The following is a 14,982-nucleotide window of genomic DNA, read 5'->3' on the forward strand; positions in this document are numbered from 1 at the left end:
TTACTCTCATATCACTCAACCGGGTTATTATAAATGAAATTGTATGATTATTCAATCATTTTGTATATATTTCATTCATTTTTCGAAGAGAACGGTTTCATTGATAGGCTACCTGTATGCTATACTCAGGTTATATCCAAAGTAGCATAATAATCCGTTATAATGAGGTATAGTCGAAGTCAGACTATTCAATAACAGGACAGCTTTACTGTTATTAGTACTATTTATACCATTATACATAAAAGGAGTATACATCCATGAATCCTACCCTACTCAAAATGAAAATAAGCGAGCATATTCAGCAGCATGCTGAAGCGTTCAAAGCGGTATCCACCTATATCGGGCAAAATCCCGAATTGGGTAATGAAGAATATAAAGCTTCTACCCGGCTCAAACAGGAGCTGGAATCCCACGGATTTCGTATCGAAGCGCCTGTGCTAGATATTGAAACTGCTTTTGTTGCTACCTATACATCAGCCAAGCCTGGACCTATTGCTGCCTTCATGTGTGAATATGATGCGCTGCCCGAGATTGGTCATGCTTGTGGTCACCATCTGATCTGCATGATGAGCGCCGGTGCTGCGATCGGTCTTAAATCGGTTATCGACGAGATTGGCGGTACGATTCGCGTCTATGGTACGCCAGCCGAAGAAACACGCGGTGCCAAAGTACCCATGGCAGCAGCGGGCCTGTTCGATGACTGTGACTTTGCCATGATGGCTCATCCTTATTATGCCTATGAAGAATCAGGGATCTCACTCGCCATGGATGCCCTGCAGTTTGAATATTTTGGTCAATCGGCTCATGCCGCTGCCAGTCCGCAGCATGGCATCAATGCACTGGATGCTATTTTACAGTTGTTCAATGGTATTAATGCGATGCGTCAGCAGACGCGCAGCGATACGCGAATTCATGGCATTATTAATCATGGCGGTGTTGCAGCCAATGTGATTCCCGATTATGCTTCCGCGCAATTCTATGTTCGCTCCGGCAGCCGCAGCTATACAAATGAACTGGTCGAACGGGTCAAGCAGGTGGCTCAAGGTGCTGCCCTGCAGACAGGCTGCCGTCTGGAAATCTCTAATTATGAATATTCCTATGATGAGCTGATTACCAACCAGACGCTGTCCGAGACCTTTACCCATAACCTAATGAATCATGGTATACGCCGCGAAGAGATCCATTCCGGCAAAGATGCCGGTTCACTCGATCTCGGTAATGTATCGGTACGTTGTCCAGCGATTCATCCGTATGTGAAGATTACAGACGAAAAGCATGAACTGCACAGCATCGGATTCCGCGATCGTGCCCAGGAGCCGCAGGCGCTGGAAGCCATGATCTTCACTGCTACCCTGCTCGCCGAGACTGCCTTTGATGTGATGACCCAGCCGGATCTTCTGGCACGTATTCGTGCCGAATTTGATGCTACCGTGACTGCTTCGCAATGATGGGAGCAGGACAATAGCAAAAAATATAATAAGGCTTTTGAAAGCAATCAAATTCTGTTCAAATCACTGTTTTAATTTAGGGGGTAACCTTGATATATTAACTGTTGGATTAATTTTGTATTGAGTGTACCGACTGTGTTGACTCTTTTATTCACCTTGATTCAACTATTGGTTTCTGCATAGAACAGCTATTGTCTACCCGATTAAAGATTTGTTCTATTTTAACCGAATACCGATCCGTCCCTGCAGCCCTAACGCTTGCTCTATTTACAGTGAGGGTTTAACAAGACTGGAGGTTTCTATATGACAATTGTATTTTTTATTCTGCTGGCTGTACTCGTCATTATCATTGTACGTTCGAGAAATCTTAGGGGGTATGGCCGTACAGGCAGAGTAAACGGACGCTTTTTCCAAAAGGTTGGCATGCCACCAACAAATCTGGTGCCATCAGGGCATCCCTGTGAACCATTGGCGCGTCGACTGGAACAGTCCCTGCCCTCTGACTATGAACACCAGCTTCGCCAGCGCGTATTAACCGAGCATCCTGAACTGAGCGAGGAAGAATGGGCTTGGCGCTGGATCGAGATGAAGCGCTATCTGCTGATGTGCGCCCTGTTCCGCCAGATGCCCATGTTCAGTTCAAGAGTAGATGATATCTGGCATGAAATGCTGATGTTCACCAGAGAGTACCAGCAGTTCTGTGAGCGGTTCTATGGATATATGCTGCATCATTCCCCGCATGGCGGATCGCTATTCCAGCCCGATCAACGGGCACTGTTCGATTGGGCCTATGCGGAATTGTTCCCGATTACAAGGGCCAATGCCTATGTATGGGCAGGATTTTTCCAGTATCCACTGGATAAGGATATGATGAACAATATGCTGGCGTTTAACCCGCATCAGGCAGAGTATTCGCTATTTAATGGAGCGGCTTATACGAATATTCCGGAGGCACGTGACGGTATCGATTATCTGATTGAGCGCTTCCGTGCTCACAGTCAGGCTGTACTCGACCGTATCCCACCTAATTCGCGTACAGATCGCTCGCGCCGGGATAGCAGTGCAGACAGCAGCTATGTACCTGCATATGCAGATAGTTATGGACTTGGTACAGCAAGTGCGGCAGCTGTCTATTATTCTCATGACAATCCATGGAGTTTCAGTTCCGTGATGAATCCCCATCTCCCACCAGATGTGCAGCAGCAGTATAACAACTCGGGTTCTTCATGTGGTACCGGGTATTCGGCAACGAATGATACGTACGGCCATCACTCCCATCATGGACATGATCATTCTTCGGGAAGTTCGTGCAGCAGCAGTTCATGTAGTGGTGGAAGTTCTTGCAGCAGTGGCGGTAGTTCCTGTGGTGGCGGTGGCGGTGAATAACTGCACTAATTTTGTATGAATTAACACAGGTTCTGTTGAGAGAATCTATCAAAATGTAAACAACAAAAAGGAACCTTATGATCGAATATGATCACAAGGTTCCTTTTTCTATAATTCATACTATGATCGAGTTGATAATCTCGCATTTTCAAGCTTAATCCAACCATTGATGTCATCATAACCACTGATCGTAGCGATCATCTCTATATCCGGGTAAATATTTTTAACTTGAGCGTTTTGAGCAAATTCATCGTAAGAGGCTAATCCCGGGTATTGAGTGTGATTTAATCGTACAATTATTCCTTGAGGATATATGACTTCAATAGTGGCTTTTACTTCTTGCCCTATCACATTTTCTTTTTTGGTCTGTTCCCACTCACTCATATAATCAGCATTCAGTTTGACCCATTCATTTTCAAAATCAGTCTTTTGTAATGGATCCAACATAGAGTCTTCCAAATCAATAGGATGTTCAGCCATATAAAATTGAGAATCTCTTTGATTGGATAATTTGGGCTTTTCCCCTTCTTGTTTAACGATTTGCCTCAATACAATTCCGTTCTCATCTGATTCATAATACCATTCTTCGTTAAATTCCTTATAAGTAAAGTAAAGCATAGATCCTATCCCCCTCAATTATTATAAATTTTCCCCAAAAAATACTCGAGTATTGATTGTACATTTCTTCATCAATACTTCATATCATACAGAGTAATGTTGTTCGACACGATCTTTACAAAGCTTCCAGGCGTAATACTATTTTTTACTTCTAAAGGAACTATAGAGTCTCCAAGCCTTAACACAGCATAACCATCCTCTTCAATCGATTCAAGATAACCTATTAGATAGATTGTTTCATTGTCCATTTCTATTGAAAATTTGTGTTCTTCGTGTATTTCCAGATTTTTTCCCAAAAAACATACTTCTTCAATTTCGATTTCAACAATGTATGACTTGCCTTCTTCAGGTAATTCTCCGTCCCAATACGCTGTTGTCTTACCATATTCTGTTGAAAAATTGACTTTACCTTTACCCTGCACCGTAAATGTTTTCTCAATTTCTATTCTCAATGAATTTGTTCTCCCATTGTTTTACTCAGTGTGAAATGTCGGTTAATATTTTTAATACTATTAATAATATTATGTTTCAGATATTAATATACTCTCAGTCGAGAATATTATTTCAGAGCTACCTTGTCCAGTTTCGGAATTTATTAGAATTCTCTTTCAAGTAGACACTCCAAAAAATCCTTATGATACAATGAGATCAACATTTAAAACCGAAGGGAGATTTTGGAGATCACTAAGGGAGATTATTTTGATCGGTACATGGCTTAGTAATGAAGCCCACAACGAAGTTAGAAAAGTTTAATCATCCGAGAATTCCTATTCTAGTTACTATCTCACCTACTACCGGAGGAACTAACACACTATGACACGTACCTTTTTTCCACGTTTGCAAGGCAATAGTCGCGGCTGTCTTGCTTTTGAACCTTTTTTTCTGATTCCTTACAGTATGGTAATGACTTATGCCACCCTGTATATGTATGAACTCGGTGTGAGCGAGACGGCTATTGGTTGGATTACGACGCTCAGTCTGATCGTACAGGTATTCTCCTCTTTTATCAGCGGTTATCTGACCGATCGGATGGGTCGTAAAAAGGCCGTATTGTATTTTGATCTATTGAGCTGGAGCCTCGCTGCTATTTTATGGGCAGTCTCGCAAAATGTTTGGTTTTTCGTTGCTGCTGCACTGGTGAACGGGTTTCAGCGTGTGCCTTCCACTGCTTTTTATTGTCTGGTCGTCGAAGATACGAAGCCCGCGGATCGTACATATGTCTTTACCCTACTGCAGATTATTAGTGTGATTGGTGGTTTGTTTGCTCCACTGGGCGGTCTGCTCGTATACGCCTATGGTCTGGTACCCGGTACGAGAATTATGTATGCGCTCGCATTCCTGCTTATGACATTCCAGTTTGTTGGCCGTCATCTGACTACCCGGGAGACCGAGATGGGCTATCGTAAAATGAAAGAAACCCGTGAACTGGGCTTGAGCAAAAGCCTGATTGATTATGCCGGCGCGATCAAAGAGATTACAGCCAGTAAAACGCTGCTGCTGATCTTCAGTGTATATGTTTTGTTTAATTTTCAGACAACGCTCAAGACAACTTATCTATCGCTCTACATGGCCGACTATCTCCATGTGGACAGCGACCTAATCTCGCTCGTACCTGCAGTGTCTTCAGTCGTAATGCTGTTGGTGCTCTGGCTGCTCACACCTCGCATTCCAGAACAGTCCATTTACAAGTCCATGATGGTCGGATTCCTGTTGTCGGTATTATCCAATCTGATGCTCGTGATCGGTCCCATTACGAATCTGGCATGGATCGCTGCCAGCACAATCATTGCTGCAGTAGGTATGATGATTAGCTCTCCTTATCTGGAAGCTGCTGTCGCCAATGCGATAGACGATGAGAAGCGAGCTAAAATTTTCTCGATGCTGTCTGTATTGATTCTACTGATCACTTCACCTGCAGGCATTATCGGCGGCTGGGCATATACTTTTGATCCACGTATTCCGGTTTGGCTGATTATTCTTGCTTTTGCAGCAGCATATCTGTTAATTATGCGTTACCAGAATCGTAATCTGCAAAATGCGCTATAAGAGCCAGCTGGCATTGATAAGTCTGACCCAAGTATGCCAAGTATGCCAAGTATGCCAAGTATGCCAAGTATGCCAAGTATGCCAAGTATGCCAAGTATGCCAAGTATAAGAATGATAATCTGATTCTTTTATACAATCAAAATTCTATTCTTATCTTTATAAACTTCTTAATAACCAAGCAGTCTCACTCTATATACATAAAAAGTGCGCCGTAGCCTGTTGAACAGGTAACTGCGCACTTTTTATATAAAATGATCCCCTCTCTGCTATGAGAAGTACCTATACATCCTATTTACTTGGATTGTACTTTGCCGGTAACCAGGTCTATTGCATTTTGTCCGATCTTCTCGGCAGGTGTAATTCCGCGGAAACGGGTCCAGATATCACGGTCTACTAGATATACCTGATTATTTTTGACAGCTTTCAGGTTGTTCCATACCGGCAATTTCTTCCACTCATTCGTGATTGCTTCGGAATCGTCTGTAGCGATAAAGAGAATGTCCGGGTCCAGTGAAGTGATTGTCTCCAGATTGGTATCCGGGTATGGATCGGCACTTGTTCCTTTGACTACATTCTCAAAGCCAAGATCCTGCAAAACAGCACCGGCATAAGAAGCGGTCGTATGAGCATTGAATCCATCTTTGCGCGCTACACCAATCAGCACTCTTTTTTCTTTGAGGGTATCGGCCTGTTTTTTGAGATCAGCCATAATCTGGTCATGCTGTTGCAGACGCTGTTTGGCTTCGTCTTCTTTGCCTACAGCTTTGGCAATCACTTCAAAATCCTTCAGGCTGTCTTTGTATGATCCTTTGCGGCTGTTCAATACGATTGTAGGTGCAATCTGATCCAGCTGCTGCTTGATTTTGGAATGACGATCGGTATCAGCAATAATCAGATCCGGTGCAGCACCAGCAATTTTCTCCAGATCTGGTGTCTCGCGTTCGCCCATCGGCATATATTCAATCGATTTACCAGCGAGCTTGTTCATCGCTTCGGGTTTGTTATCATCAGCTATACCGACTGGCGTCATTCCCAGTGCCAGCAGATCATCAGCAAATGACCACTCTAAAGCTACTACATTTTTGGCAGGTGCTTTCAGTTCGGTTTGTCCCATATCATGCTTTATCGTAATAGCGGACGCCGCCGAAGCAGCAGAAGATCCGCTGTTTGATGAAGTTTCTGTGCTTTGTGCAGCATTTCCACAACCAGCAAGGATAGCTGTGCATGTGCCTGCAACGAGCAGACTTTTGATCCATTGATGCATTTTCATAATGTAATTCTCCTTCATATGTAGACTTGATTAGATGATAATGATAATTATTATCAACTTTTATAGTATAGTGGTTTATCGCTTTAAAGTAAACCTTCCGTCCAACAACTTTTTATTTTGTTACTTTTACAGTTATATGCTACTTGTTCGATATATCATTCGTTTGATTTATTGTTTCGAAATACAAATAAAGGATGTCTGTAAAAGTACCAGACATCCTTCTTCAAGTAATAGAGCTTTGCATTCATCACTCAATTACCTTAATCCTATCTATTTAGATAATCTGAAACAGAAATACTACACTCTCATCTTGCGCTGATGGACTACTTTGGACCAGCGCTCCAGGCTGTGTTCCACATCACTGATCCGCAGCGGTTTTGGAATAAAATCTTCCATGCCGCTTTCGATACAGAGCTGACGCTCTTCCTTGCGGGCAAAAGCGGTTACTGCAATAATAATAGGCTGATGATTCAGTTCATCCATGCGGCGGATATGACGTGTCGCCTGAAGCCCATCCATATGAGGCATATTCACGTCCATGAAGATGAGATCATAGTTCTCCTGGCTGACTGCAGTGATCGCTTCCTGACCGTTATAGACTATATCTGGCTGGTAGCCTTTTTTGGTCAGAATGGTACGCAGCAGCTTTTGATTGATCAGATGATCTTCGGCAATCAGGATACGAAGTGCTCCATAGGTTCCTTTATCCTGCTCTTGTGCCGGCAATTGTTCAGGGAGCGTAGTGCTAAGTCCTGCATGATCTTCTACATTCAGCATTAGTGTAAAAGAGAAGATAGAACCTTGTCCTTCCTGGCTCTCCATCTGAACGTCTCCGCCCATCAGTTCGATAATTTTTTTGCAAATCGATAGACCGAGTCCGGTGCCCCCATGTCTCGCTGTACCAATCTGCGAAAAAGGCTGGAACAGCTTGGCCTGCTGATCGATAGGGATGCCCATGCCGGTATCCTGCACCACAAACTCGATCATAATCAGACTGCAGTCGGGGTGCGGCTTTCTTTGTACTGACAGCATCACACCACCTACATCAGTGAATTTGACCGCATTACCGACCAGATTGATCAGCACTTGGCGAAGACGGTTGCCATCGCTAATAATAGATTCGGGCAGTGTAGGATCCACTCTTGTATTCAGGGTGATTTGTTTGTCGGAGGCAGGCTTTTCGAATAATTCAGTAATCTGTTCCAACAACTCCTGCAGATGAACAGGTTCATATTCGAGCTCCATACGACCGGCCTCGATTTTGCTGAAATCAAGCAGTTCATTTACTATTTTCAGCAGTGCATTGCTGCTATCCATTACAATATCTGCATATTCCTGCTGCTCTGTTGTTTCCAGAGTATCACGAAGCAGATCCATCATACCGATCATGCCATTCATCGGCGTGCGAAGCTCATGACTGATAATGGCCAGGAATTCGGACTTGGCACGATCTGCCTGTTCTGCTACTTCCCGTGCCTGAATAATCTTGTTCTCTTCGGTTCGATCACGGATCACTACTACTGCTCCTATACGCTGACCGTGATCAATGATCGGTGTTACCTGATAGGAAGCGAGAAAGCTGGTATTGTCTTTGCGCCACAGTACCGCTTCATCACGCTGGCGAGTCTCTCCCTGCAGCAGCGCATCCAGTATCGGCGTGCTCCCAGACAAATTGGGACTGCCGTCCGGTTCGCTCTGCTCCATATGATGCAGCAACTTGAGCCCCAGCATCTCCCCTTCTTCATAACCGAACATTTTCACTGCTGCCGGGTTGGCAAACGTAGTCTGTCCAGCCAGATCGATACCGAATATCCCTTCGGACACCGAACCCAGAATTAGCTTTTGTTCATTGCTCAATTTGTAGATTTTGCCCAGATTCTTTTTGCTTTCGGTGATATCCTGAACGATCGCATAGACACCGACCAGCTCATCGCCTACATAGATAGGAACATTGGTTACTTCGACATCAACGAGATGTCCATCTTTGTGAATGGTTCGCAGTTCGTATAGCCGTGTCTGTCCCTGCTTGGCCTTTTCAAAATGGGACTTGGTCCATTCCAGATCTTCGGCATAGACGATCGATTCAAATGAGCTGCGTTTCAGTTCTTCCTCTGTATATCCAAGCATCCGTTGAAAGCTGGCATTTGCCGATAAATAATATCCTTCCAGACTAAGTGCATGTATCCCCAACGGATTGAATTCGAACAGGGACTTATATCGGCTTTCGCTTTCTTTCAGCCTGCGTGCCTGTTCCCGTCTTTCATGAATATTCCGGGTGACACCAATAATATATTCTCGTTCTCCCTGCTCATTATAGATATATCTGCAGGTACTCTCGACCCAGATATAAGATCCACTTTTGAGAAGGTAACGGTAACTGACTGCATCGGATGCATTCGTCAGCTTGCCGTGACCGATATTCTCCAGATAATCCCGTACATGGGGCAGATCATCGGGATGAATATAACTCAATCCATCGGTACCCATCACTTCTTCTACTGTATAGCCAAATAAAGGCTCACATGCCGGTGAAGCATATACATAGGTCGCTCCAAAGTCTGCTTTGTGTTGGGATAAAAAGTCAGTCGTATGATTGGTCAGCAGCAGCAGCTGTCTTTCCCGATCCTGTAGCTGTTCTTCCATTTCTTTGCGTATGCTGATATCCCGAATAATGGCCAAGAGTTCAATTTCGTTACCATCGATATCTTTGACCAGACGGCAAATGGCTTCTGCCCAGAAATAGGAGCCGTCTTTGCGCAGATTACGAAATACCACTGTCACCGAGTGATTATCGATCAGCTCGGATTGAATCTGATTGACAAGCTGCTCTACATCATCCGGATGCACATAGGAAAAACCACTGGTCCCAAGCAATTCATCCGGTCTATAGCCCATTAATTCTACGCATGAAGGAGAAACGTCCAGATAGGTGGAACGCTCGTCCAATGAATGACGACTGATGAGGTCACTGGTGTAATTCATAATACTTTGATAATGATGCTTGATCTGTCGAAGCTCTGCGTATTCTTGACTGCTAATTGTTACTTCATTCATCCTCTATATACTCTCCCTCTTAATGGGCAAATCACTGCTTGACTGTCGTGTCTTCCACTCGCATATACAACAACACGGCTGCTTCCTACATATGAATCATTGTAGAAAAACAGCCGTATGTCGTCTTGTTCAATAAAATAGCCATATTATGAATAATTAGTATATGCAGTTGAAATGAGCATGATCCGGTGAATACGCCAGCTTACTGCTGCGCTTCACGGTAGACATCCATATATTCTCTGGCAGAAGTCTGCCAGCTGTAATCTCCACCCATCGCATTTTTCATAACCTGCTTCCAATGCTTAGGCTGATGATAAAAGGAAAGCGCACGACGGATCGTATATAGCATATCATGTGCATTATAGGAATTGAAAGTAAAACCTGTACCTTCTCCTGTTATTTCATTATAAGAATGCACCGTATCATTCAATCCACCGGTTTCACGTACGATTGGAATACTGCCATAACGCAGAGCGAGCAGCTGGCTGATGCCGCATGGTTCGAATTTGGATGGCATCAGGAACATGTCGCTACCTGCATACATTCGGCGTGCCACTCCTTCACTGAAGCGGATTTCCGCTCCCAGATTACTTGGATGGCGATACACCGCTTCACGGAACCAGTCTTCATAAGCCGACTCTCCTGTACCCAGAAGTACAAACTGCACATTATCATAATATAACAGTTCATCCAGTACGCGGGTAATGAGATCCAGCCCTTTGGATTCAACCAGACGAGTGACCATGGAAATAACCGGTATCTTCGGATCAACCGGAAGACCGAGTTCTTCCTGCAATGCCTTTTTATTTTCCAGTCGTTTGCTGGTACCGCTGCGGTAATGGGAAGACAAATAAGGATCAGTAGCGGGATTATAGCTTTTGGTATCTATGCCATTTACAATACCACGCAGCTTGCCACCCAGTGAGCGAAGCAGACCATCCAGACCATAACCGTAGTATGGCATTTTGATCTCTTCCGCATATGTAGGGCTTACTGTAGTTACCCTGTCAGCAAATACAATGCCTGCCTTCATGTAACTTACATTGCCGTAATATTCTACTCCTTCAGCATGGAAATAACGATCATCCAGACCAAACAGGGACCATAATACGGAGTATGGGAATGTTCCCTGGTAAAGCAGATTATGAATAGTAAATACAGTACGTATATTCGAGTAGAAAGGAACCGATTGATATTGGGCTTTGAGCAGCAGCGGGATCATGCCTGTGTGCCAGTCATGCGAATGAATAATATCAGGCTGGAAATCGATGGCCGGCAGAATATCCAGAACCGCTCTACTAAAGAAAGCAAACCGTTCTGCATCATCTCCATAGCCATATACACCGTCACGTCCGAAATAATATTCATTGTCCAGCAGATAGAAGGTGATTCCATCCTGCTTGAACTGCTTGATGCCGCAGTACTGACTGCGCCAGCCAATTTGTACCTGAATCACAGTTACCAGTGTGGCCTGGTTACGTACGGATTCACTGATACTTTTGTAATTGGGCATCACAACGCGGACATCGCATTTTTCCTTTTTTAGAGCTGTAGGCAGAGCTCCAATAACATCAGCCAGACCTCCTGTTTTGATAAAAGGGTTGGCCTCGGCTGCTGCAAATAAAATATTCATCCTTATATCCTCCCTAACTTAAATTGGTCTGTATGGTAAATCAGTATAGTAGAGCGGGAATAATACGGAATAATCAGACCTTTTTGCGTCTGGCAGTACTCCGTTTGATGATAATTGCACTAAGTGGCGGCAGATTCAGCATAATACTGTTCTCCTGGCCATTCCACTCGATTTTCTCCGAGGGAGCTGTCTGGATCGTTCTACCACCTGTTCCCCCGAATCTGGGTTCATCACTGTTCCATATTTCCGTATAGGTTCCGGATTTGGGAACGCCTATACGATAATTGACACGTGGTACCGGCTGGAAGTTGATAGCAATCAGCAGCGTGTCCGAAGGTTTTTTGCCTTTGCGCATATAGGTAATCACACTATTTTGCGCATCATCTGCATTCAACCACTCATACCCTTCCCAGTCGTGATCACGTTCCCAAAGTGCAGGTGAATTCAGATACAACTGATTAAGCTCGCGGGTATAATTTTGTGCTTTTTGATGCATTTCATAATCCAGCAGCAGCCAATCCAGCTGATCCTGATCTTTCCACTCGATAAACTGACCGAATTCACCGCCCATAAACAGCAGCTTTTTGCCAGGATGCGTCATCTGATAAGCGAGCAGCAGGCGAAGACCGGCAAATTTTTGTTCATAGGTACCCGGCATTTTGTCCAGAAGCGACTTTTTGCCGTGAACCACTTCGTCATGCGATAACGGCAGTGTAAAATTCTCCGAATAACCATAGACGAGCGGGAAAGTTAGCCGATTATGCTTGGAAGGTCTGGCTTCAAACGAAGCTTCTACATAGTCCAGCGTATCATTCATCCAGCCCATATTCCATTTATAGTTAAATCCAAGACCATTTTCATGTGCAGGCTTGGTTACGCCTGGCCATGCGCTTGATTCTTCCGCCATCATGAGTGCATACGGATGATACTGGAAAATCGTCTTGTTCAGCTGCTGTAAAAAGGAGATCGCCTCCAGATTTTCTACACCGCCGTGCTGATTGGGCTTCCAGCCTCCGCCTTCGCGTTCAAAATCAAGCCGGATCATACTGGTCACTGCATCTACCCGCAATCCGTCAAAATGATATACGTCCATCCAGTATAGCGCACTGGAGATCAAGAAGCTGCGAACCTCCGGTTTACCAAAGTCAAAGGATAATGTCCCCCATCCATGCTTTTCTGCCCGGTCGGGATCGGCATATTCATACAGAGGTGTACCATCAAACCTACGCAGACCATGTGCATCCTTGGTAAAATGTCCCGGTACCCAGTCCAGCAGTACGCCGATCCCAGCCTGATGACAGATGTCCACAAAATACATCAACTCCTGCGGTGTACCAAAACGGCTGGTTGGCGCAAAGTATCCTGTACTCTGATATCCCCAGGATAGATCATAAGGATGCTCGGTAAGCGGCATGAGCTCTACATGTGTATATCCCATATCCACCAGATAAGGTACCAGCAGTTCGGCCAGCTCTGTATAGCTGTACAGACTGCCATCTTCTTTTTGACGCCATGTGCCAAAATGCATTTCGTAAATATTAAGCGGCCGCTGATAAGGAAGGCGACGTTTGCGTTTCCAGGCAGCGTCTTTCCATTTGTAGCCTTCGAGCGACTTGACGACCGAAGCTGTAGCCGGACGCACTTCGGCATGAACTGCATAAGGATCCGCTTTGAAGAAGACTTCGCCGCTTGGTGAAGTGATGACGTATTTGTATATAGTTCCCTCGGAGATCCCGGAGACAAATCCGCTCCATACCCCCGATTGATCCAACTTATGTAAAGGATATTCCTCGGCATTCCAGTTATTCCAGTCCCCTGCCACATTCACCTGCTGAGCATGAGGAGCCCATACTGTAAATCTCACACCTTCCTGCCCTTCTTCGGATGTTAAATGAGAGCCAAATTGACGATACGTATGATAGTTGGTCCCCTCATGAAAAAGGTAAATTTCTTCTGCAGTAGGTAATTTATATTCCGTATATTTTTGTACCAAAATATCACCTCCACTAGTAGTAAACACCGCCGAAGCTTGCTGCCGACAAGGCTATAAGCTTTTAACCTTGATTATTACCCCATTTTAGCATGATTGAAAATAGGCAGTCACTGTAAATTATGTTTCTTCATCTTATGGCCCAAAACAGGGGAACAGAATTTCGGCGTTGATAATATTTTACAATCCTGTTGTTTCAAGGGCTATCCCGCAGGTTTATAAAACTAATACATTGTCAACTGAGCGTTGTCATGAAAATGGGAGGGAAAACGACATGAAAAATACAAATAAAGAATGCGTCGCTATGTTGCTGGCCGGAGGTGAAGGACGTAGGTTAGCACCTCTAACGTCCATTGTTGCGAAGCCTGCCGTACCATTCGGCGGAGACTACAAAATTATCGATTTTCCTCTTAGCAACTGTGTGAATTCCGGAATTGATACCGTGGGTGTACTGACTCAATATGAAGCGGAATCGTTGCACGATCATATTGGTCAAGGAGATTCCTGGTCCACAGATGCAATAAAAATGAACATTACCCTGCTGTCTTCTGAGACAACAGGCGAATATATGGGCACAGCGGATGCCATTTACAAAAACTTGGAATATATTGATGCCTTGAATCCGGAAAATGTTCTGGTTCTATCCGGCGATCATATTTACCATATGGACTACACTGAAATGCTGCAGTCCCACAAAGATAATAATGCCAAAGCAACCATCTCCGTGGTGGAAGTACCATGGGAAGAAGCGAGCCGCTTTGGTGTAATGAGCGTGGACGACAGCATGATGATTACCAAATTCTCCGAGAAACCGGCTGATCCGGAAAGTAACCTGGCTTCCATGGGAATCTATGTGTTTGATTGGCAGTACCTGAGACAGCATCTTGTTGCAGATGCTGCCAAAGCGAACTCCAATCATGACTTTGGTAAAGATATCATTCCACAAATGCTGGCAGACGGCGAGAAAGTGGTTGCTTACGAATTCCTCGGCTATTGGAGAGATGTAGGTACAATCAACAGCCTATGGGAAGCTCATATGGATATCCTGGAGCACAGCAAGCAGTTTGAACTGAAAAGAACAGACTGGCCGATGTTCTCAGCTGATCTGGAGATCACTCCTGATGTTCAAAATGCTGACGCCCCTGATTGCTCCATGATCAGCAGTAAAGCGGTTCTGGAAGGTGATGTACAGCGTTCAGTGGTATTTAACGACTCTACGATCAGCAAACAAGCTAAAGTTATCGAGAGTGTTATCATGCCAGGTGCATTTATTGGCAAAAATGCTCATATCGAATATGCGATTATCGCCGAAGGTGCAGTAATCAAAGATAACGCAATTGTTCAGGGGACTAAGGACGAGATCAAAGTAGTTGCTCCTTACGAAACAGTATATGCAAAACCATCTGTCCGTACCCAGCCTGCTATGTTGCTCAAAGAAGTATACGACAAATCCGGACGCGTACGTGCTGGCGGTATTTCTTCTTAATAGCTGACATCTACTCATACAACAACACTGAACGAAATATAAAGCAAAAAG

General features: G+C 44.4%; 10 protein-coding genes. 4 read left to right on the plus strand and 6 right to left on the minus strand.

Annotation, left to right across the window (positions count from 1 at the left end; all coding sequences use genetic code 11):
- Positions 1-257: 257 nt before the first annotated feature.
- Together WH46_RS09440 and WH46_RS09445 are read left to right on the plus strand one after the other, a co-directional pair.
- Positions 258-1,448, plus strand: coding sequence for a M20 family metallopeptidase (locus WH46_RS09440; RefSeq protein ID WP_046226530.1), 1,191 nt, complete (start codon positions 258-260; stop codon positions 1,446-1,448).
- Between the two features lie 303 nt (positions 1,449-1,751).
- Positions 1,752-2,834, plus strand: coding sequence for a glycine-rich domain-containing protein (locus tag WH46_RS09445; RefSeq protein WP_052714178.1), 1,083 nt, complete (start codon positions 1,752-1,754; stop codon positions 2,832-2,834).
- Positions 2,835-2,954: 120 nt separating this feature from the next.
- Here WH46_RS09445 and WH46_RS09450 read toward each other — a convergent pair whose 3' ends face one another.
- Positions 2,955-3,452: a hypothetical protein gene (locus WH46_RS09450; RefSeq protein ID WP_046226531.1), complete on the minus strand. Its 498-nt coding sequence runs from the start codon at positions 3,450-3,452 to the stop codon at positions 2,955-2,957.
- Positions 3,453-3,523: 71 nt separating this feature from the next.
- Complete coding sequence (locus WH46_RS09455) at positions 3,524-3,904, minus strand: hypothetical protein (RefSeq protein WP_046226532.1); 381 nt, start codon at positions 3,902-3,904, stop codon at positions 3,524-3,526.
- 361 nt (positions 3,905-4,265) lie between these two features.
- Here WH46_RS09455 and WH46_RS09460 point away from each other — a divergent pair, with 361 nt between their 5' ends.
- Positions 4,266-5,498 (plus strand): MFS transporter, encoded by a 1,233-nt coding sequence (locus WH46_RS09460; RefSeq protein WP_046226533.1) that lies wholly within the window; start codon positions 4,266-4,268, stop codon positions 5,496-5,498.
- Positions 5,499-5,790: 292 nt separating this feature from the next.
- Here WH46_RS09460 and WH46_RS09465 read toward each other — a convergent pair whose 3' ends face one another.
- The 4 genes from WH46_RS09465 to glgB form a co-directional block, all read right to left on the minus strand.
- Positions 5,791-6,768 carry an ABC transporter substrate-binding protein gene (locus WH46_RS09465; RefSeq protein ID WP_046226534.1) on the minus strand — a complete coding sequence of 326 codons (978 nt, stop codon included), beginning with the start codon at positions 6,766-6,768 and terminating at the stop codon, positions 5,791-5,793.
- Positions 6,769-7,065: 297 nt separating this feature from the next.
- The gene (locus WH46_RS09470; protein WP_052714179.1) at positions 7,066-9,822 is read right to left on the minus strand and encodes a PAS domain S-box protein; all 2,757 of its coding nucleotides are present in this window, start codon (positions 9,820-9,822) and stop codon (positions 7,066-7,068) included.
- Positions 9,823-10,024: 202 nt separating this feature from the next.
- A complete protein-coding gene (gene glgA, locus WH46_RS09475; protein WP_017812414.1) occupies positions 10,025-11,455 on the minus strand; it encodes a glycogen synthase GlgA in 1,431 nt (476 codons plus the stop codon).
- Positions 11,456-11,528: 73 nt separating this feature from the next.
- Complete coding sequence (gene glgB / locus WH46_RS09480) at positions 11,529-13,448, minus strand: 1,4-alpha-glucan branching protein GlgB (protein ID WP_046226535.1); 1,920 nt, start codon at positions 13,446-13,448, stop codon at positions 11,529-11,531.
- Positions 13,449-13,719: 271 nt separating this feature from the next.
- On the opposite strand from glgB, the gene WH46_RS09485 reads away from it, so the two are divergent.
- Positions 13,720-14,931, plus strand: a complete 1,212-nt coding sequence (locus WH46_RS09485; protein WP_046226536.1) for a glucose-1-phosphate adenylyltransferase — start codon at positions 13,720-13,722, stop codon at positions 14,929-14,931.
- Positions 14,932-14,982: the final 51 nt, after the last annotated feature.

The sequence above is a fragment of the Paenibacillus dauci genome, assembly GCF_000971985.1.
Lineage (GTDB): Bacteria > Bacillota > Bacilli > Paenibacillales > Paenibacillaceae > Saccharibacillus > Saccharibacillus dauci.